Consider the following 20897-nt stretch of genomic DNA (forward strand, 5'->3'; position numbering starts at 1 on the left):
TATCTGTGATTCAAAGCAAAAACCATTGCTTAGTAAGTGGTTTATAGCAATGGGCGCGGCCTTTTCCGTGTTATTCCTGTTGCACCATGCTAAGCCTGTCTTTGCGATAGAAACGCACAATCTCTTTCAGCATCATGGGGCCATCATGTTGCTGATTGATACCGAGACCGGCCAGATTATCCGCGCGAATCAGGCGGCAGTTGATTTCTATGGCTATCCCCTTGATGCACTGCAAGGTTTACTGATTTCACAGATCAATGCGCTCTCTTCAGATCAAATACGGGACGAAATGGCTGCTGCTGCCGCCCAAAACCGTAATTATTTCATATTTCCTCACCGGCTGGCGAATGGCGAAATGCGCACGGTGGAAGTGTATTCTTGGCCAATACACGATGGTGACACCACCAAGCTTTTTTCGATTATTCACGATGTTTCGGATAAAGTTGCTGCCGAAGCGCAACTCCTGGCGCAACATGCAGAAGTCGAAGCATTGGTTGTGGAGCGCACCGAATGGCTCGTTTGGGTTTTCGGTGTGGCGGTACTGCTTCAGGCAAGCATCATCATTCTGCTGTTTTTTGCTGTCCGACAACGCAAACAGTTTCTGGCTCGCTTGTCAGCCAGTGAAAAATATAATCGGGCACTCTTTGCCGACTCGCGTATCGCGCAAGTTGTTATCAATCCGATCTCAGGTCAATTTCGTGATTGTAATGAGGCGGCGATTGCTATCTATGGATTCACTTCGCGAAAAGATGTTCTGGGCAAGACTCCCCTCGACGTCTCTGCACCAATACAAGCGGATGGAACGCCATCCGAAATTGCTGCCCAAGCGCATATTGCACATGCTAAGCAACACGGCTCAGCCGTCTTCGAATGGCGTCATCGTCGCCCTGATGGTCACGTGTGGGATGCCGATACCCATTTGATGTTAGTGGAACATCAGGGGGAGCAACTGCTCCTCTTCAGTTTGATTGATATTACCAAACGCAAGCAAGCGGAAGCAGCGTTGCAAGAAACGTTGGCGACACTCCAGAGTCAGATTGATATGGCTATCCAGAAAACACGCGAGCAGGACAATATCATCTTTGAACAGAATCGACATAAGTCGCTGACGGATTTGCTGGTGAATCTCGCCCACCAGTGGCGCCAACCACTCAGTGCCGTTGCATTGACATTGCAGGAAATTGATGATGAATATCAAGCACTTATCCCCGCGGAGCAACTGGAGCCATTCAGAGCGACGCTGGATCGTGGTGTCGGTCAAATTATGTCGCTTTCTGAAACGCTAAACTATTTTACGTCACTTTATGAAAGCAATGAAACTCCAACCCTTGTTAACATTGCCGAAGCGTTAAAGCAGGGGTTAACTTATTTTGATATAAAGTATTACTATGACGGAGTGTTGATAGTAGAATCTTCGGGGCTGGATGCGTCGCTCGAACTGCGAGCACGCAAAAGCGATATGACCGAAATCCTTATTGAAGTCGTTCAGAATGCGTGTACTGCGGCGCACGATCAGCGGCTTGAAACGCTTATCATTACTGTTCGCGGCTCACGTCTGGAAAGTGGAGCGTTGTATATTGAGATCGAGGATAATGCGGGTGGAATCGACCAGAGCATTTTGCCGGTAATCTTTGCGCCGTACGCTACAACAGCGTTTAAAGAGCGCAATAAAGGGCTGGGGTTGTACATGCTGAAGCGGATTGTAGAAGAGCGATATCATGGAACAATTCAGGCGGGGAATACTCAAGAGGGTGCACGTATTGCGATTACTCTTGACAACCTCAGTGATGCGAACCTGACGCCGTGAATTCGTTGATTTTACCGAACAGCTTCGTTACGTCAATTGGCTTCGCCAAGACATCATTCATCCCTGCATCCAAGCACCGTTTCCAATCTTCTGCCGAAGTATAGGCCGTTAGTGCCAGCACTGGAATGTCTGAGTTGATGCCTTGGTGAGCGCCACTGCGTATCGCACGCGTTGCTTGCAAACCATCCATCACGGGCATTTCCACATCCATCAATACTAAATCAAACGATTCCCGTGCCAGCATATCCAGTGCCTCTTGCCCATTGATGGCTGATTCCGTGAGAAACTTGCGCCGCTGAAGCAATTTCATGACTAACTCAAGATTGACCTTATTGTCATCGACCAGCAGAATTTTTTTGGCATGCCCTTCCGCGTCATGCGTGGATGGAAGGTTGGCGGTATTTTCGGGAACCCGGGTAAAAGGAAGTTCAACCAGAAATGTCGATCCGCGCCCCAACTGACTCATAATCTGTATAGTACCATTGAGCGCTCGAATAACTTGACGGACAATCGAAAGCCCTAGCCCGGAACCACCAAAGCGGCGCGTTTCCGAATCGTCAATCTGCACAAAAGGGTCAAATATCTGTTCCTGACGACCCGCCGGAATCCCTATGCCACTGTCACGAATCGTGAAGACAAGCCAAAGCATTGGTGATGAATGGTCAGTATCCGGCTTGAGGGTAACCTCCAATTGTACCGATCCTGTATCGGTAAATTTTACAGCATTTGAGAGCAAATGGTACAGAATCTGGTGCACTCGTTCTGAATCACCTTTTAGCGTACGGGGTACCGCATCGGCAAGGTGAGTCGAGTAGGTCAGCCCTTTATCGGGTGTCAGGATGGCAAGTGTTTGCCAGACGGTATCAAGCAGTGGTGCAAGTTCAAATTCCTCTTGCTTGAATTGAATCGTGCCAGACTCTTGGTCGGCAAAGAGGAGTAAATCGCTGAGGAGCATGGCCAATGAACGTGCGGAATTGCGCGCGGTACGCAAGTGTTGTTTATGTTCTTCATTCACATCGTCTTGCAACGCTAATTCGATGGAACCAACAATCCCGTTAATTGGCGTGCGGAATTCATGACTCATGCGCGAAATAAACGAGCTTTTCAGGCGACTTGCCGCTTCGGCTGCTTCGCGCTGCTTGGTCTGGCTCTCAAGTAATGCCGCCTGAATCGTATGGTTCTCTTGTATCGTGTTCCATTCACGCATCGAACGGAGGATCGAACGAGGCATGGCAGAAAATGATTCGTTTGACTTTACGATATAATCGAGCGCGCCGCCCTTCATGGCGGCAACGGCCATCTTTTCATCACCATATGAGGTCATAATAAGAATGGGATAGGATCGTTTCTCTGGCTCATGGTTCAGGATTTCAAAAGCCGTACCATCTGGCAGTCGCATATCAATCAGGGCACAATCGGGAGTGTGTTCGGATTCCATCTGGAAGAACTCGCGTACTGTTTGCGCATGACGCACCGTAATCTGCGGCGTATCGCGTGAAATCGCACGAATAATGGCTGTTGCGTGCGCCACTTCATCTTCAAGTAGAATCAGGGAAAGTGGTGAAGAGTACATCTCGTTCTCCTTATAATGGATAGTCGAAGAAGCACAGTCATCTGCAATTGAGTAGCGATAAGTATGGGGCATTTAAAATGAATTAGCAACGAACAATATGGCCAAACAGAGCATCGTGTGATTTCTTTGCGATGTGCCTCTTTTCTCAGTAGTGACGCACTTGATGGTAAAAATAGTGCCACTCAGCGAAAGCTCGCTTGACTTCTTGCCGGATTCACCGATAGTAGCGGAGCACCATACTATAGAATGTAAAGACTGTTTGCGCGAGGTATCGCACGTGCGCTACGCCCATAAGCTTCCTCAAACCTCTTTTGTTGTGCTTGCGATCCTCTGGACTTTGATCATCTCAGGTATTGCGGCACTGCATAGCTATCAAGCGTACCAATCGGCATTGCAAGAAGTCGTTGCTGCCGCGCAGTACAGTTATGCCAAAGACCTTACCTACCGGCGTTGGGCGACGATACATGGTGGCGTCTACGTCCCGATCACTGAGCACACACCGCCCAACCCGTATCTGACCCATATTCTTGAGCGCGAAATAGAAACCCCAAGTGGCAGAAAATTAACCTTAATAAATCCAGCCTACATGACGCGTCAAGTGCATGAACTTTCTGACAGCACCTTTGGTACGCGTGGCCATATCACCAGCCTGAAACCGTTACGTCTTGAAAATGCTCCTGATAGTTGGGAGATCGTCGCCCTAGAGGCCTTTGAGGCGGGGGAAACTGAGCGGTGGTCGTTGGAGACAATCGGCGGCATCCCATTTTTGCGGTATATGCGCCCACTTATCGTAGAAGCAGGGTGTCTGAAATGCCACGCTCATCAAGGCTACCACGTAGGTGATATCCGTGGCGGTTTAAGTGTAAGTATTCCGTGGCAGACCCACCGAGAGTCACTGTACGCTTCGCTCTTTGTGTATGGTATAGGATACAGTGCGCTGTGGCTGTTCGGGATGTGCGGTATCTGGCTGCATCGCCAGAAAGTTCACCACACAGAAAGTGCTCTCCAAGCCAGAACGGTTGAGCTTGAACAGCGCAATAGCGAATTGGAGCGTTTTGCCTACACCATTTCACACGATTTGCGCACCCCGATTGTCACTATCCGCTCATTTTTGGGATACCTGAAAACCTCTTTGGAGCAAGGCAATCAACAGCGGATTCAGCAGGATGTGACGTATATTGAAAAGGCCGCCGAGCGGATGAGTATCCTCCTCGACGAACTGTTGCACTTATCCAAGGTTGGCGTGGTGATAGCTCCCGCACGGGATATCAAATTCCGTGACCTGATTGCCGAAGTGCTGGTAGCGCTCGAAAAGGATCTCACGGCACAGCAGATGCCACCCATCATACTGCACGGCGACGATATTCTGCTCCATGGCGATATCGAGCGACTGAGTGAGATTTGGGAAAATTTACTCGAAAACGCCATAAAGTTTATGGGGCATACCGATCAGCCACATGTGGAAATTGGCGTTACCACAACGAAAGGCGAAACCACTTTTTATGTGAAAGACAACGGGATTGGTATTTTGCCGCAGTACCACCAAAAGATTTTCGGGATTTTTGATAAACTTGATCCGCAAACAGCCGGTTCAGGAATCGGCCTTACGGTTACGAAACGGATTATTGAACTCTACGGTGGAGAAATCTGGGTTGAATCAAGCGGATCTGCAACGGGAACCTGTTTTTGGTTTACCTTACCGCTCGCACTCCAAGCAAGCAAATCATAAGGAGACACGAATTTATGCACGTCCAAGGTGAACCAATTGTTATTTTGCTGGCAGAAGATGATCCCGCGCATGCCGAAATTGTTCGGCGTAACCTTGAAACCGCGCAAGTTGCCAACCGCCTTGTGCATGTGGTTGACGGCCTTGAAGCGCTTGATTACCTGTATCAGCGCGAAAAGTACAGCGACCCTACCCTTGCTCCACGCCCAGGATTAGTCTTGCTTGATTTGCGTATGCCTAAAGTTGACGGACTGGAAGTGCTGCGTACCATCAAGGCCGACTCCTCACTGTGCAGTATTCCCACCGTGATTTTAACAACATCATCTGCTGAAATTGATATTGCCAAAGCCTACGAATGCAACGCCAATAGTTATCTGGTTAAACCCGTTCATTTTGCACAATTTGTCGAACTGATTCAGGCGCTTGGGTATTACTGGCTCATCTGGAACCGAACCAACAGGTAGCACATGGGATCCTGACTGTAAGAAAAAGAGGGACGCGCATGAAACGAATGTATCTGAAAAAATCTCTCCGTACGTGGTCTCTCGTGAAGATGTTTTTGTGCTGTTTCCTGCTTGTTCCTGTTATGGCGTGGGCACAAGTGCCCATCACGTCAGCGGCTGAAGACGACTACCCGCCATTCAGTATCGTGTATGCCGATGGCATTCCCAGCGGATTTTCAGTGGAGTTGTTACGTGCCGCATTGAAAGCCATGGGGCGTGACGTCACGTTTGCCACTGGAACGTGGAACGAAGTACGTGAACTGCTGGAAGCGGGTGAAATTCAGGTTCTGCCGCTCGTGGGGCGTACCCCTGAGCGCGAAGCGCTGTTCGATTTTACCTTCCCCTATATGACAATGCACGGTGCAATAATCACGCACGAAAACACCCGCGATATTCACACGATGGACGATCTGCGTGGCAAACGCGTTGCCGTGATGCTGGGTGATAATGTTGAAGAATACCTGCGGCGTGAAGATCGCGGCATAGATATACTCACCACGCCATCATTTGAAGACGCACTCCATCGCCTTTCTGCGGGAGAGTGCGATGCCGTTATTACCCTAAAACTGGTGGCACTCCGTTTAATTGCCGAAACGGGCTTGACGAATTTGCGTATCGCTCCGCGTCCGATCGAAGATTTTCAGCAGGATTTCAGCTTCGCGGTCAAGGATGGTGACCGTGCCACACTCGCATTGCTGAACGAAGGTCTGGCGTTGGTTATGGCGGATGGAACGTATAATCGCCTCCACGCAAACTGGTTTGCCGCCTTAGAGTTGCCACCGAAACAACGCTTTATTATTGGCGGGGATAAGGGGTATCCACCGTATGAGTATCTTGATGAGCGGGGCAACCCCACGGGTTTTGCGACGGAAATCAGCCGTGCTGTAGCGCAGGAGATGGGTCTGAACATTGAAGTGCGTCTTGGCTCGTGGAGTACGATACTCGAACAACTGAAAAATGGCGAAATCGATGCCATTCAGGGAATTTTTTCTTCGCCTGAGCGGGCAGAATATTTTGATTTCACCTCCCCATACCTTCTGACGCAATACGTGAGTGTTGTCCGTCGTGGAGAACTCAATCCTCCCGCATCTTTTGACGAACTCAAAGGGGTAAGCATTGTCTTGCAGCGGGGAGATCTCATTGTTGATCCGCTGATAAAAGCAGGGTTAGCAGATCAGATCACGTTTGTTGATGGGCCGGAAGAGGCTTTAAAAGCGGTTGCTTCTGGAATGTACGATACAACACTTATGGCGCGCCTGGTTGCCTTACATCACCGCGAAATCTGTAATCTCCCGCAACTTCACGTTGGTAAAGTGAGTTTTCTGGATGGCCATTACAGCATGGCCGTGCGCAAGGGGCAAAAAGCACTGTTAGCGAAGTTTCAGGAAGGGCTCCATATCATTGAAAGCAATGGCGAATACCATCGCCTGCGCGACAAATGGCTTGGTGTGTACCACAATGACCCTGAGACGCATGAAATAATTCTGCGCTATGCGGCTATGACGTTGATTCCGCTGGTTATTGTTCTGTTTATTATGTCGCTTTGGTCGTGGTCACTTCGTCGCCAAGTATCGCGGCGCACGGCTGAGTTGCAAGAGAGCGAATCGCGCAACCGTACTCTGCTCCGTGCGATCCCTGATTGTATTTTTGTGTTTGACCGCGAAGGAAACTTTCTCGACGTGCATGCGCCCAATGAACGTGCGCTTGCCGTAGCGCCACACGAATTTCTTGGACGCAATGTACGCGATGTTCTGCCAGAGCATATTGCCACGTTAACCCGTGAAAATCTCGCCAAAATTGAGAGAAAAGGGACGCTCCCACCCTATGTGTACCAGATGGATATTGATGGCGAGCACCGCATGTACGAAAGCCGTCTGGTGAGTAACTCGGCGGGACACTTTCTGGCGTTGGTAAGGGATATTACCGCATGGAAGCAGGCAGAAGCGACCTTACAGAAGAAAAACGAAGAGATGGAACGGTTCGTTTATACCATTTCGCACGACCTCAAAAGTCCACTGATTACCGTACAGTCCTTTCTGGGGCTGCTGCAACAAGATATCGCAGAGCAGCATCAGGAAAGGATCAATTCCGATATACAATTTATTCAAGGCGCTACCAATAAAATGGAGCAGTTATTAGGGGCATTGCTCCAGCTTTCGCGGGTTGGCCGAATAGATAACCCACCGGAAACACATACCGTACGTGCGTTAATAGACGTTTCATTGGCCGCACTGGCGGGCGCAATTCAGCAACAAAAAATTACGATTACCGTCGCCGCTGATATGGAGCTTCGTCTGCACGGAGATCCCCTACGGTTTGGACAAATTTGGCAAAATCTTATCGAAAATGCGATCAAATATATGGGAGATCAACCTGCCCCGCGCATTGAAATTGGCTGTGACCATGAGAAAGATGAAACCATCTTCTGGATTCGCGATAATGGGATGGGGATAGCGTCAGAGGATCTCGATCGGGTATTCGGTCTCTTTACGCAGCTTGATCCGAATAGCGAAGGGAGTGGGCTTGGTTTAGCGCTTGTTCATAAAATCGTGGAACTGAATGGCGGTCGCATCTGGGTTGAATCCGCCGGTCTTGGTCATGGCAGCTGCTTCCGCTTTACGCTCCCTTTGGCGGTGGTACACAAGTAACCGGTCGCACAACGAGCGCATTCGCCTGAGTTCTGCGCTGCTGGCATTTTGAACAAGCGTAAGCGAGGAGCACTCACTGCCTACTTTTCTGACAACACCCTCTGTGGTATTGTGCGATACAACTGAATTTTCTGGAGGGAACACATGAGTACGATTCACTTTATTGGCGGAGAAAAAGGCGGCGTGGGGAAGTCGGTTACGTCGCGACTTTTGGCGCAATACTATGTTGATACCCAGCAGCCTTTGATTGTTTTTGACTCAGACCGGTCACATGGTGCGTTGCTCCGTTTTTATAGCGAATTTTGCTTGCCGGTAAATCTGGATGATTTCGAAAGTTCGGATCAGATTATGGAAGCAGCGAGTGAAGATGACCGCGCGATTATTGTTGACCTTGCGGCGCAAACGGCTGCGGCACTGCAAAAATGGACGGCACAAAGTGACCTTCCTGGGTTGGCGCAAGAACTCGGTGTTCCCCTTTGGTACTGGCATGTTATGGATGATGGACGCGACACGCTCACCGTTCTTGACGACCTGCTCAATACGTTCGGTGATACCCTCGGCTACGTGATTGTGCGCAACCATGGGCGCGGCAAAGATTTTACCCCATTCAATACTTCCGAAGTATGTCAGCGTGCTATCGCTGCGAACGCCCGTTTTTTCGACCTTGGAGAACTCCACGGTAACACCATGAAGAAAATTGATCACCTTGGGATTAGCTTCTGGGCGGCTGCAAATAATAAAGATGCTGGACTTGGATTGCTCGAACGGCAACGGGTGCGGGTTTGGTTGAAAAATTGCTATAAACAACTCGAAGGGCTTGACTGTCTCCGTTCATGAAAACGTTGATTCCATTACTTGAAAATCACTATATCCATGAGCCACAAAAACTCCGTGACCACGTATGGCGTGTGCGCGAGGTGGCGTTGCGCCTTGCCGCCGTCCATCATATAGACCGTGATGCGTGCGAAGTAGCCGCGTTGGGGCACGATCTTTTTCGTGCCCGCCCACAGGAGTTTTACCGTGAACACGCCGCACATTTCAGGCTGTTGCGCCCTGAATATGCCGATGCGCCGCTGATGTATCACGGCGCGATTGCGGCGGCGTGGCTTCAGGCCGAACATGGCGTGGAAGATCAGGCTGTTTTGTTTGCTGTAGCCGATCACACCACTCTCAGCGCGCGTGCCGCATTGCTCCCGCTTGCGCAGAATATATTTCTGGCGGACAAGCTGGAGCCAGCCAAAAAAGGGCGTAATAATCAAAAGATTCTAACACTTGCCGAGACTGATCTCCGTCTCGCAACTCTCATGCTGGTGGAGCAGATGATTGATGGCATGGAACGTGAGGCGCGCTTCCCAGTTTCGCAGGATTTACGCGATGCGCACCGTATTCTGTCACACGCGAATCACACATGAAACCGGAACTCCTTGCTCCCGTAGGGACGCACGAAATGGCGTTGGCGGCTATTCATAACGGTGCCGATGCGCTTTACGTCGGTATGCCGGGCTACAACGCTCGTGGCCGCACGGCTGATTTTACGTTCGACGAACTCGCCACGCTTGGCGTACTCGCACGGCGGTACGGTGTGCGTCTGTATGTTGCGTGGAATATTCTGCTCTTTCAGGATGAACTCTCGCCGTTGCTCCCCGATCTTCTGCGACTGTGCGATCTTTCGCCAGATGCCATTATTGTGCAAGATGTTGGTCTCGCGCGCCTTATTCGTGCCGTTGCCCCGCAGCAGGGTATTCACGCTTCCACGCAGATGAGTGTCACTGCTGCGGAAGCGATTGCTTGCTATCAAGATCTCGATATCGCCCGTTTTATTTTGGCACGTGAGCTTTCGCTCGATGCCTTGCGACGTATTCGCCGTGAAACCGATGCGGAACTGGAAGTTTTTGTCCACGGTGCACTCTGCGTTGCGTATTCAGGGCAATGCCTGACATCGGAAAGCATTGGTGGACGTTCCGCCAATCGGGGGCAATGCGCCCAAAGTTGCCGTTTTGCTTATGACTTGATGGTAGACGGTCAACCGCGCACTCTCGGTGTCCGTCGCTATTTAGTCTCACCACACGATCTTTGCGGCTTGCGGCACATACCAGAGTTGGTGGCGATGGGGATCGAATCATTCAAAATCGAAGGTCGCCTGAAGTCGCCGGAACACATTGCCGCTGTTGTGGCGTCCTATCGCCGTGCTATTGATGCTGCCGTTTCGTCGACACTGGAACGTGATCCGTTGCAGGAAATAATGATGGAAGTAACGTTTTCGCGTGGTGTCGGGAGTGGCTGGCTGCAAGGGACGAATAATCAATCATTGGTATCTGCAACGTATAGTGCACATCGTGGTTTCCACCTCGGTACGGTTGAAAGTTGTGACAAGCGGAGTCTGGTTATTCAGGCCTCGCATCGGGTTGAACGTGGCGACGGCCTTCTGTTCGCTGGTGACGAGCGATGTTCCGAACATGGCGGCGCGATATACGATAGTACTGCGCTGGGAAAACAGCGCTATCGTATCGAAATGGCACGCGACTTCCCCCTGCACGCTGTCCGCGCTGGTGATGGTGTGTACTGGAATAGCGCTCCAGAACAGCAACGGCAGCTGCGACTCAGTTATCAGGATAAACATCGGCTGCGTCGCATTCCGGTTTCTTTCGAGGTGCAGGGAACGATTGGCACGCCGCTATCGCTCCGTGTCAGCGATCCTGAGGGGCGTACGGTTTGTGTGGAGTCAACGTCACAACTGGAATTGTCGCAAAAGGCACCGTTGACGGTTGAGAATGTGCGCCAGGCGTGTGGCACCTTGAGTGACACGGCATATCAGATTGATCAATTCCATGTCTTTATCGCCAATGATCTCTTTTTACATAGTCGCGAAATTAAGCAAATGCGGCGTTTAGCTCTGGAAATGCTTGATGCACAACGGATAGCCGCAACTCCATCGCACGTTGTTGCGCTCAGCGAGGCGCAACAGTGGCTGGCACCGTATCAGGTGACGGCCAAGAGTATGCCGCAGGTTACGACACCACGTCTCAATGTGCTGCTCCGTTTGCCGCAACAACTTGAAGCGCTGGCTGGGATGACGCTGGGTACGGTGTACCTTGATTTTGAATATGGGCAGGACTATGGCGCAGCCTTGCAACAACTGCGACAGATGGGGCATACAACGGCGATTGCCACGAACCGCATCCTGAAACCCGGTGAATGGCACTACCTGAAAACGTTGGCAGCGCTCAAGCCTGATGGATTTTTACTCCGCAATGCTGGTGCTTTGCAGTGGCTGAAACAGCATCAGTGGGATGGCGAGTACCGTGGCGATTTCAGTTTCAATATCACCAATGCCGTTGCGGCGAAGACGTATCAGAACTTTGGGCTTTCAACGCTTTGTCCCTCATATGATTTGAATCAATGGCAATTACTGGCATTGCTGCGGGCGGCTCCTGAGATATCATGGGAAGTGACGTTGCATCACCATATGCCCGCTTTTCATATGGATTTTTGCGTGTTTGCGGCGTTTTTAACGAATGCGGTTGGGTATCCGCAGTGCGGTACAATATGTGAACGGCATCGCGTGGCGTTGCGCGATCCTGAACAGGTAAGTCATCCGGTGAAAACCGACGAAGCGTGTCGCAATACGATGTTTCATGGCATTGCGCAGTCATCGGCATTTTTGATTCCTGATCTGAAGCAGCACGGTGTGAGAGAATATCGCATTGAGGCACTGTTTGATACCGCCGAACAGTTGCGCCAAAAACTCCAGTGTTATCAGGATCTCTTTGCCGGACGAATCGACAATGGTCAGCTCGTCCGTGAATTGCAAGTCAGTGAGCTTTGTGGCATTAATGAAGGGCAATTGATGAAAAACAAAGCGTATCGCAGTCGCAAACGCTAGAGAAATCAACACACCTTTGTAGTGCTCGCCTCATCAATCGCCAATTTTCCTATCGTAATGATAAATCGGGCGCCACTTTTACTGCTTTCGGCTTCTATTGAACCGCGATAACGGTTTTCGATAATATGGCGCAAATGATAGAGTCCAAGCCCTTTGCCTTGCCCTTTAAATGCAGTTGTGCTGTAAGGATCGAACAGGTACGGCAAGACCGCTGGATCAATTCCGCCCGCGGTATCATCGAAAATAAGCTGAATCCGTTCCGGTGTCAGCGCTCGTGCCGTAATTGTGCAACGAACGGAATCGAGTTTGCGGGATTGCGTAATGTTGATAACGTTTCCGATAAGCTCCAAGAACACTTCTACCATGTCACTTTCAATGGCATAGATCGTGAGTTCGTCGGGGATCTGCATGTCAATTTCGATTACTTGTAACCGGTCATTGGTAATATAGCTCAGTGCAGTGGTTATCAGTTGTTTGATGAAATAGAGCTTCGGTGCACTTTGTGAATCGTACATATTGGTGAGCACCGAAATGGTATTCGAAAGGCTGATAAGTTGATCCATCGCGTCAGTGGTATATTCGAGTGCGAGGTCGGTATCAATATCGTTTTGACGTATCATTTCGCCAATTTCTTGAATCATAATGCCGCAGACGTTTAATGGTTGGCGCCATTGGTGGGCAATATTTACCAGCAACTTAAACAGAGAGTGGCGTCGGTTTTGCTCAGCAATGATCGAATCTTTACTGCGGCATAAGTCAATGCCGCTGTCAATTTGCTGCTGCATGGTCATAAGGGTGATTTGTAGTTCCAGTTGAACCTTCTGTTGTTCGGTAATATCGTGAATCGCGACCAAAAGCATCTCATCATCGGGGGCGGCATTATGGTTAAAGAGTTTCCCCATTTGAGTACAGCCGACAATCCGAGCATAGAAAAATGCCCCTTTTGCTTGTGCGATCCGCACATCAATATGCTTCCCTTCAGGCGACTTAAAAAATGTGGAAAAACGACCGTGAAATATCGATTTATCTTCTGCATACACAAAGGTAACGAATGGCTTTCCTGCCATTTCTTGATATGGAGTGCCAACTTGATCGGCAAAGGTTTTATTCGCCTGAATGACCATACCATGCGACTCAATCAACAAAAAGCCTATGGGCGCAAAGTGGTACAGGTTCATTAAACGTTCATTGGCTTGGGCGAGTTCGAATTGTGCCTTCTGCAGCTCATCATTTTGAATCTCGAGTTCGACTTGCTGGACAGTCAGGTCGTGAATCAACTCACTTATTCCGGCAGGAAAATCTTCACTGTTGTAGCTTTTGTCGGCGGCCTGCAACATCTGTTCGGCTCGCTCTTGGAGCTTTCGCTTACGTTGCTCCCAATTTTCGCGTCTCATTTCTACTCCAAGTATGCATTATAAAGCTCAGGCTTTATGGGCATAACGTTTGTAACGATATCTTACTGGCACTAAAGTATAATTGATATTTTTCCATTGCAACGGTAAAGTAGCAAGCGGTGATGATTGAGAGATAGAAAGTTGTGAATCTTTTTTAAAATAGAGAATATCGACCGTTTCCGGCCGTATAGTAAGGTGGCTTTATGGGAAATAATGGTAATGCCTCAAATTCTGCTTCTGTATTACAGGATCAATTCCAGCAGTTTTTTACAGCATTTCCCACAGCGTTGATAGTTGTTGATGCGCATTACAAAATTGTGCAGGTCAATAATCGATTTCTTGCGATGTCTCATATTTCGCCGGAGCATATTGAACTGATGTTTCTGCGTGATATAATCGCCTCCGAATATCTTTCTGCGTTTGATGCATTTTTGGCGCAACGGCCACAAACAGCTCCTGCTGAAGAGAGTGTTTTTGTACAGCTCCGCATTGATTCTGTCCATATTCCCGTTAATCTTGCTGTGGTAACTCACTTTCCAACTGATTTACTCCGTGTACCACCTCGCTGCATTATGCTGATGGTAGAGGGGGCGCAAAGCGTTATTGATCAACTGAATGAACAGCACCGGCTGAATAAAATTTTTCATACCCGTGAACCGAAAAACACTCGCGAAGGGAGTGGTCAAAATCTTTTCACGCAGCAGGCTTCAGCGTTGATCGTTGAATATCAGGTCGAAGCGATGCAGAAACTTGCGTTGCGCGATCCATTAACCGGACTGCCGAATCGACGCATGCTGCAGGATGAATTATGTAAAACGATGGTAAATAATGAGCTGAATGATGGTGGCTACTGCGCGCTGATATTCGTTGATCTGGACAATTTTTGCACGCTGAACGAAGCACTTGGCATTATGGGCGGCGATATGATCCTCAAAATGTCTGCTCAGCGTATTCTGAACACGATCAACACCGATACGTGCTTTCTTGGTCGCTATGGTGCCGATGAATTTATGATTATCATGAAGCACATTGGCAATAATGTTGGGTACGCAACGGAACAAGTCGAAAATTTAGCGTTGCGCATTCGCGAAGCCATCTCACAGCCTGTTGGCGATGGGGAAGAAACACTGCATATCACCGCTGGTATCGGCATCGGGCTATTTCGTGGCCAGGAAATTACCGCCAGCGATTTGCTGCGTCGTGCTGACACGGCCATGTATTACGCGAAAGGCAACGGGCGCGAAATGCTCTGTTTCTTTAGCCCTGCGCTCCATTCTCAGCTCGAATACCGCGCTCGACTGAGTGCCGATCTTTTTGCCGCGCTACCAGACAATCAATTTCGTCTCTATTATCAACTCCAATTTAATCGCGAAGGGAAAATGTTCGGCGCCGAAGTATTGCTGCGTTGGGATCACCCGGAACGGGGCTTTATTGCGCCGGCAGATTTTATCGAGCTGGCCGAAGAGAATGGGTTAATTGTTCAGATCGGGTCGTGGGTGCTTGAAACCACCTNCCTGCCATACCCTGAAAGCATGGGAAAGCGATCCGCGACTTTCGCGGCTGCAACTCGCGGTGAACATTGGCAAACGTCATTTTCTGCAATCGGGATTTGTGCAGCAAATCTACGACCTTGTCCGCCTCGCTCAAATTCAACCACACAAATTAAAACTTGAAGTGACAGAATCAATCCTGGCGGAAAATATGCAACGTTCTATCCAGGTGTTAAAGGATCTCAGTGAAATAGGCGTTGGTGTTGCGCTTGACGATTTTGGCACCGGCTATTCGTCACTCAAGCACCTGAACGAACTTCCGCTGGAACAATTGAAAATTGATATCTCTTTTATTGCCAACTTGGATGATACCTTGAACAATAGTGGCGATATTGTCCAATCTATCATGGCAATCGCCGAGCATATGAACTTTCGGGTCGTTGCCGAAGGTGTTGAAACCGAAAGGCAATTTGAACAGTTGATTGAGTATGGGTGCCATGCCTTCCAAGGGTTTCTCTTCGATGAACCTGTACCGCTAAACCAACTGGAGAAACTGGCACACGATTTATCTGGAGAATAATGCATCTTAACTAGGGATTACTCTTGACTGTGAGCGGTAATGCTGGCAATTTATGTGCGGGTAAAATGTTTAGATAACCTTAACAAACAAGGAGTAGCTCATGAGTGAAAAGAAATTAACGACTACCGGTGGGGCTCCCGTTCCTGACAATCAAAATGTTCTGACTGCGGGAAAACGTGGGCCGATGTTGCTGCAAGATGTTTGGTTTTTAGAAAAACTGGCACATTTCGATCGCGAAGTGATACCCGAAAGACGGATGCACGCCAAAGGTTCCGGCGCTTTTGGGACGTTTACGGTCACACATGACATAACCCAGTATACAAAAGCGAAAATCTTTTCGGAAATCAACAAAAAAACCGAACTCTTTATTCGCTTTAGCACGGTTGCTGGTGAACGGGGAGCGGCAGACGCTGAACGCGATATTCGTGGCTTTGCAGTCAAATTCTATACCGAAGAAGGCAATTGGGATCTCGTCGGCAACAACACGCCGGTATTTTTCCTGCGCGATCCACTGAAGTTTCCTGATCTCAATCATGCCGTCAAACGCGACCCGCGCACCAACTTACGCAGTGCGCAGAATAACTGGGATTTTTGGACGTCGCTTCCAGAAGCGCTTCATCAGGTTACCATCACCATGAGCGAACGCGGTATTCCAGCAACGTATCGCCATATGCATGGATTTGGCAGCCATACCTTCAGTATGATCAATGCCAACAACGAGCGTGTGTGGGTCAAATTCCATCTCCGTTCGCAGCAAGGGATTAAAAACCTGACCGATGCCGAAGCAGAAGCTGTTATTGGTAAATGCCGTGAAAGCCACCAACGCGACCTGTACGACAGTATTGAAAATGGAGATTTTCCACGTTGGACCCTGTTGATTCAGGTTATGCCGGAAAAAGATGCGGCAACCTATCCCCATAACCCTTTTGATCTTACGAAGGTTTGGTATCATAAAGACTATCCATTGATCGAAGTGGGCGTGCTGGAGCTTAACCGCAATCCGGAAAACTACTTTGCAGATGTTGAACAAGCGGCGTTTAATCCTGGCAATGTGGTGCCGGGTATTAGCTTCTCGCCCGATAAAATGTTACAAGGGCGACTCTTCTCCTACGGTGATGCGCAACGTTATCGGTTAGGCGTCAATCACCACCAAATCCCAGTCAACAAGCCACGCTGTCCGTTCCACAGCTACCACCGAGACGGTGCTATGCGCACGGATGGCAATCATGGTGGCACGTTAGGGTATGAACCGAATAGCTATGGACAGTGGCAGCAGCAGCCGGAATTTGCCGAGCCACCACTATCGCTTGAAGGTGCGGCTGACCACTGGAACCATCGCGAAGATGACGACTATTACACGCAACCAGGGAAGTTGTTCCGCTTGATGTCACCAGCACAGCAGCACGTGTTGTTCGAAAACACCGCACGTGCGATGGGGGATGCCCCAAAAATGATTAAAGTTCGCCATATCGGTAACTGCTATAAAGCCGATCCGGCCTATGGCGAAGGTGTTGCCAAGGCGCTTGGCATCAGTATGAGTGACGTTCCTGTATAAGTTTTTTGCAACCAACATATCTTCAGGAGGCCTTTATGCATGAAAAAAGCATTACGTTATTAAATCAGGCAGTAGCCGACGAAATCACCGCCTTGCATCAGTATATGTATTTTCACTTTCACTGTGATGATCAGGGGTACGACTTACTGGCAATGCTCTTTAAGCGCACCGCGATTGAAGAAATGATTCATGTGGAAAAGCTGGCTGATCGCATTCTTTTTCTGGGTGGCGATATTGTGATGCAAGCGAGCGACCCTGTGAAGCCGATCAAAGATGTGGCAAAAATGTTAGAAATGGCTCGCCAAATGGAAGAGCACAGTGCGCTCGATTACAACCGCATGGCCAACGAATGTGGTGCGAATGCAGATTCCGCGACCAAGAAAATTTTTGAAGAGCTGGTGTTGGACGAAGAGCGTCATTTCGACCAATATGATAATGAAATTGATAACCTGAAGCGGTTTGGCGAAAATTACCTTGCGCTGCAGTCGATGGAACGGAGCAAGAGCCGTAGCGGAATGGGTGCACCCACCGCGCAATAATCCACGTTGTGACCAAGTACACTCGCAGAGCCAAAGCATGTTCGTCATGCTTTGGCTTACTGCGTTTATCGCAAAGAAATCACTTTGGTCGTGATATTTCGCTCGAAACCTCTCGTTGTATAGAGTAGTATTGATTCCTCAAAAAAAGGGAACTATTCAGCTTAATAACACCAGAGTATTTTCAAAGATTTTATGTCATTTCGAACGAAGCGAGAAATCTCAAAGGCGAGATTTCTCACATACGTTCGAGATGACGGGTAAAAGTGCTGAACAGTTACCAGTTTTTTCAAGGTTTTTTATGTCATTTCGAGCGAAGCGAGAAATCTCAAAGGCGAGATCTCTCACATACGTTCGAGATGACGGGTAAAAGTGCTGAATAGTTACAAATAAAGGTTAAAGGCCTGATATCAGGGTAGCATGCAGAGGTGGTAGGCGAGTGAAACAAGCAACGCAACAAGATCTTCTTTTACGCATGGTGTCTGTCCGTCCGTTCCGTTCGCATTTCTTTCTCGTTCTTCTCCTTGCCTCATTTTTCATCGTCAGTGCCGCGATTTTTTTTAATTTTATTCGCAATGGGCACCAACGAGACACCTTACACACCTACCAAGTGTCTCAAGACGTTGCTTGGGAAGCGGTCAGCCGTATTCATCAAAACACCATGCAAAGTTACTTTCGGCAGCATATTCTATCGGAAGATACGCTCAGTATACTGCGTATGGCACAGGATTCACACACACGTGATCGAGCCAGAGATCTCTTGTATCAGCATATAGCACCAACTTATAAGGAATTGCAGCGCCTTGGCTTAGGGCAATTACAATTTCACCTCCCGTCAAGTGTCAGTTTACTCCGCATGCATATGCCTGAGCGGTATGGCGATGATTTAAGCTCCATTCGCCCTTCTGTGCGGCGAGCGAACGAAACACGCTCGCCCGTGTATGCCTTTGAGACAGGAAGGGTTATTTCCGGCTTTCGTATGGTATTCCCTATTATAACCGCTGCGGACGAGCACCTTGGAACCGTTGAATTCAGTTTGCCTTTTGAAACACTCCGGCTCGAAATGCAGCACCTCTATCCTAAACGTGAATTTCAATTAATTCTGAATAGAGAATTCATTGATCCGATACTTTTTGAAGAGCTGCACCACTATTATGTAACGTGGACAGGAAATCCCGCCTATTTGGAAGAAGATCCCCTACGCATGTTGCCGTATGCCCCACCGCAGATGAGCAATACCAGCCGACTGAAATTGCAAACGCTGCGTACACATCAACCCTTCCAACAGGCTCTTGCCAGTCGCATTGGTGGTACTTTTCCGCTCACACATGATGGCGACAGCTTTGTGGTGATTCTCACGCCGATTCGTAACACGCACGATGTGGTTGTAGGGTATCTTATTTCGATTGAGTCTGCTCCAGAGCTGAAGCAGATTCAGGTCACATTTTGGATTCAGTACACCGTAGCTATGATCTTGATTTTGATTGCGGCGGCATTGCTCTATTCACTCTTATTGAGTCGTCAGCGGAGCCAGCAAGAAAAAAAATATCTCGAAGTTATTGCCAATACGATGGCGGAAGGGCTGTATGTCAGCAGTACGGCAGGGATTATTACAGCCATTAACCGTGCAGGCGCCGAAATTCTGGGATATACCCCATCCGAAGTCATCGGCCAGGATGGCCACGCACTCTTCCATACCCATTCTTGTAATAACTACCTTCCGCCAGAGCAGTGCCCTGTCATGACGGCCATCAAACGACAGGAACCATTTTTTGGCGAAGAGATATTCCGCCGTAAAGATGGTCAACTCATTCCAGTTCGTTTATCGGTGAAACCGTTTGCTGACAAACGTAGCGGCTCTGTTATTACCTTTAGCGATATTAGTGCGCTGAAAGATACCGAAGCGGCTTTGCGCCGCAGCATGGAAGAAGCTGAAGCAGCCAATCGCGCAAAGTCAGATTTTCTGGCCAATATGAGTCACGAAATCCGGACGCCAATGAACGCCATTATTGGTTTGGGTGAACTGGCCATTCAGGACAAAGATGGTTGCGGAAGCTGTAAAGATAGTGATGCCATTTTCCAAATTCACAGCTCGTCGCAGATGTTATTGGGTATTCTGAATAACATACTGGACTATTCTAAAATCGAAGCCGGAAAACTGGAACTCGACAACCATGTGTTTTCTCTGATCACTCCGTGCCAGCAAGCCATATCACTTTTTGAACGGGCAATTAGCGACAAAGGGATCCGCCTAGAACTGATATTCCCCCCAGAAGCGCATACCATGGTGGTCGGAGATTCCATCCGTTTCGGGCAAATTATAACCAACCTCATCAGCAACGCACTGAAATTTACCGAACACGGAAAAATCCGTTTTGAAATCACCGTTGTCGAACGTACGGCACAAAGTATCGCCTTTCACTTTTCTCTTTCCGATACCGGTATTGGGATGGATCAACAACAAGTCGCGCGCGTATTTCAACCATTTACACAAGCAGACACCTCCATTACGCGCCGTTTTGGTGGTACGGGATTGGGGTTAGCCATTGCGCACCACATGACGGACGCAATGGGTGGCACACTTGGCGTTACTTCGCAGCCGAACTTTGGCACGACGTTCTTTTTTACCCTGCGATTTGAATATGCCAAAGAGTTGGCGCAAGCACCACTCCATCTCCCTGTGGCAGCTCAGTCGCTGAGCGGCTGTGAAATACTCGTGGCTGAAGATAATGAAATTAACCAGCAGGTTGTCTGCCGCATGTTACAACGGGAAGGGATAGTCGTAACGGTGGCTCACAACGGAGCTGAAGCGGTACAGTATGCGCAAAACAAGGCATTTGCTTTGATCTTAATGGATCTACAAATGCCTATAATGGATGGGTACGAAGCGACACGCCGTATCCGAGAATTTGCCCCGTTCATCCCGATTATCGCACTCACGGCCGCAGCATTGGTCGAAGAGCGGGAAAAAGTATTGGCGTCTGGGATGAATGATCACCTGAGTAAACCAATTCGTTCTGAACACCTCATCCGTACGATTAGCTATTGGCTGGATATTGAACACACTGCTGGGAAAGGGCGATAGATGCCATACCCATTACCGTGCTCTCGATCACTTTGTGGTGAATCGGCAAGATGCACTCTACCGCAAGCCGCCGTGACGGTCGCTCGTAACATGTACGAAAAGCATATTATCCCTGCT

14 protein-coding genes are annotated in these 20897 nt (G+C 49.0%); 12 read left to right on the forward strand and 2 right to left on the reverse strand.

The features are described from left to right. Positions 1-49 precede the first annotated feature (49 nt). On the forward strand, positions 50-1807 hold the full coding sequence (locus P304_RS0106720; protein WP_027389920.1) for a PAS domain S-box protein: 1758 nt from the start codon (positions 50-52) through the stop codon (positions 1805-1807). Here the strand turns inward: P304_RS0106720 and P304_RS14425 are convergent. Beyond that, positions 1782-3380 carry a hybrid sensor histidine kinase/response regulator gene (locus P304_RS14425; protein ID WP_051321480.1) on the reverse strand — a complete coding sequence of 533 codons (1599 nt, stop codon included), beginning with the start codon at positions 3378-3380 and terminating at the stop codon, positions 1782-1784. The genes P304_RS0106720 and P304_RS14425 overlap by 26 nt on opposite strands. Before the next feature lie 133 nt (positions 3381-3513). Between P304_RS14425 and P304_RS0106730 the strand changes: the two genes are divergently transcribed. The 6 genes from P304_RS0106730 to P304_RS0106755 all read left to right on the forward strand — a co-directional run bounded on the left by P304_RS0106730 (position 3514) and on the right by P304_RS0106755 (position 12140). After that, positions 3514-5109 carry a sensor histidine kinase gene (locus P304_RS0106730; protein ID WP_160165025.1) on the forward strand — a complete coding sequence of 532 codons (1596 nt, stop codon included), beginning with the start codon at positions 3514-3516 and terminating at the stop codon, positions 5107-5109. A 14-nt stretch (positions 5110-5123) separates the two neighbouring features. Further along, positions 5124-5570: a response regulator gene (locus P304_RS0106735; RefSeq protein WP_027389922.1), complete on the forward strand. Its 447-nt coding sequence runs from the start codon at positions 5124-5126 to the stop codon at positions 5568-5570. Positions 5571-5608: 38 nt separating this feature from the next. After that, positions 5609-8257, forward strand: a complete 2649-nt coding sequence (locus tag P304_RS16115; protein WP_051321481.1) for a transporter substrate-binding domain-containing protein — start codon at positions 5609-5611, stop codon at positions 8255-8257. A gap of 144 nt (positions 8258-8401) precedes the next feature. Then, entirely contained in the window at positions 8402-9094 is a 693-nt protein-coding gene (locus tag P304_RS0106745; RefSeq protein ID WP_027389923.1) for a P-loop NTPase family protein, read from the forward strand. After that, a complete protein-coding gene (yqeK, locus tag P304_RS0106750) occupies positions 9091-9669 on the forward strand; it encodes a bis(5'-nucleosyl)-tetraphosphatase (symmetrical) YqeK (RefSeq protein WP_027389924.1) in 579 nt (192 codons plus the stop codon). The genes P304_RS0106745 and yqeK overlap by 4 nt, the downstream gene beginning before the upstream one ends. Then, complete coding sequence (locus tag P304_RS0106755) at positions 9666-12140, forward strand: U32 family peptidase (RefSeq protein WP_027389925.1); 2475 nt, start codon at positions 9666-9668, stop codon at positions 12138-12140. Before yqeK ends, P304_RS0106755 begins: the two co-directional genes overlap by 4 nt. 5 nt (positions 12141-12145) lie before the next feature. Here the strand turns inward: P304_RS0106755 and P304_RS0106760 are convergent, their stop codons facing one another. After that, positions 12146-13534 (reverse strand): PAS domain-containing sensor histidine kinase, encoded by a 1389-nt coding sequence (locus P304_RS0106760; RefSeq protein ID WP_027389926.1) that lies wholly within the window; start codon positions 13532-13534, stop codon positions 12146-12148. Positions 13535-13737: 203 nt separating this feature from the next. Here P304_RS0106760 and P304_RS14440 point away from each other — a divergent pair, with 203 nt between their 5' ends. From P304_RS14440 to P304_RS16125, 5 genes are all read left to right on the forward strand, one after another. Continuing rightward, entirely contained in the window at positions 13738-15207 is a 1470-nt protein-coding gene (locus P304_RS14440) for a diguanylate cyclase domain-containing protein (protein WP_027389927.1), read from the forward strand. Continuing rightward, complete coding sequence (locus tag P304_RS17455; protein ID WP_269077601.1) at positions 15107-15604, forward strand: EAL domain-containing protein; 498 nt, start codon at positions 15107-15109, stop codon at positions 15602-15604. The genes P304_RS14440 and P304_RS17455 overlap by 101 nt, the downstream gene beginning before the upstream one ends. A gap of 100 nt (positions 15605-15704) precedes the next feature. Next, the gene (locus P304_RS0106775; RefSeq protein ID WP_027389929.1) at positions 15705-17159 is read left to right on the forward strand and encodes a catalase; all 1455 of its coding nucleotides are present in this window, start codon (positions 15705-15707) and stop codon (positions 17157-17159) included. A 35-nt stretch (positions 17160-17194) separates the two neighbouring features. After that, positions 17195-17698 (forward strand): bacterioferritin, encoded by a 504-nt coding sequence (locus tag P304_RS0106780; protein WP_027389930.1) that lies wholly within the window; start codon positions 17195-17197, stop codon positions 17696-17698. A 436-nt stretch (positions 17699-18134) separates the two neighbouring features. Then, positions 18135-20780: a response regulator gene (locus tag P304_RS16125; protein ID WP_051321483.1), complete on the forward strand. Its 2646-nt coding sequence runs from the start codon at positions 18135-18137 to the stop codon at positions 20778-20780. The last annotated feature ends 117 nt before the right edge of the window (positions 20781-20897 follow it).

This window comes from Chrysiogenes arsenatis DSM 11915, assembly GCF_000469585.1.
In the GTDB taxonomy this organism is placed as follows: domain Bacteria; phylum Chrysiogenota; class Chrysiogenetes; order Chrysiogenales; family Chrysiogenaceae; genus Chrysiogenes; species Chrysiogenes arsenatis.

Excerpts from the sequence above, each read along its gene's own strand:
- P304_RS0106755 (WP_027389925.1), top strand. The coding sequence starts at position 9,666 with ATGAAACCGGAACTCCTTGCTCCCGTAGGGACGCACGAAATGGCGTTG.
- P304_RS16115 (WP_051321481.1), top strand. The coding sequence starts at position 5,609 with ATGAAACGAATGTATCTGAAAAAATCTCTCCGTACGTGGTCTCTCGTG.
- P304_RS0106735 (WP_027389922.1), top strand. The coding sequence starts at position 5,124 with ATGCACGTCCAAGGTGAACCAATTGTTATTTTGCTGGCAGAAGATGAT.
- P304_RS0106745 (WP_027389923.1), top strand. The coding sequence starts at position 8,402 with ATGAGTACGATTCACTTTATTGGCGGAGAAAAAGGCGGCGTGGGGAAG.
- P304_RS0106760 (WP_027389926.1), bottom strand. The coding sequence starts at position 13,534 with ATGAGACGCGAAAATTGGGAGCAACGTAAGCGAAAGCTCCAAGAGCGA.
- P304_RS0106775 (WP_027389929.1), top strand. The coding sequence starts at position 15,705 with ATGAGTGAAAAGAAATTAACGACTACCGGTGGGGCTCCCGTTCCTGAC.
- P304_RS14425 (WP_051321480.1), bottom strand. The coding sequence starts at position 3,380 with ATGTACTCTTCACCACTTTCCCTGATTCTACTTGAAGATGAAGTGGCG.
- yqeK (WP_027389924.1), top strand. The coding sequence starts at position 9,091 with ATGAAAACGTTGATTCCATTACTTGAAAATCACTATATCCATGAGCCA.
- P304_RS0106720 (WP_027389920.1), top strand. The coding sequence starts at position 50 with ATGGGCGCGGCCTTTTCCGTGTTATTCCTGTTGCACCATGCTAAGCCT.
- P304_RS0106780 (WP_027389930.1), top strand. The coding sequence starts at position 17,195 with ATGCATGAAAAAAGCATTACGTTATTAAATCAGGCAGTAGCCGACGAA.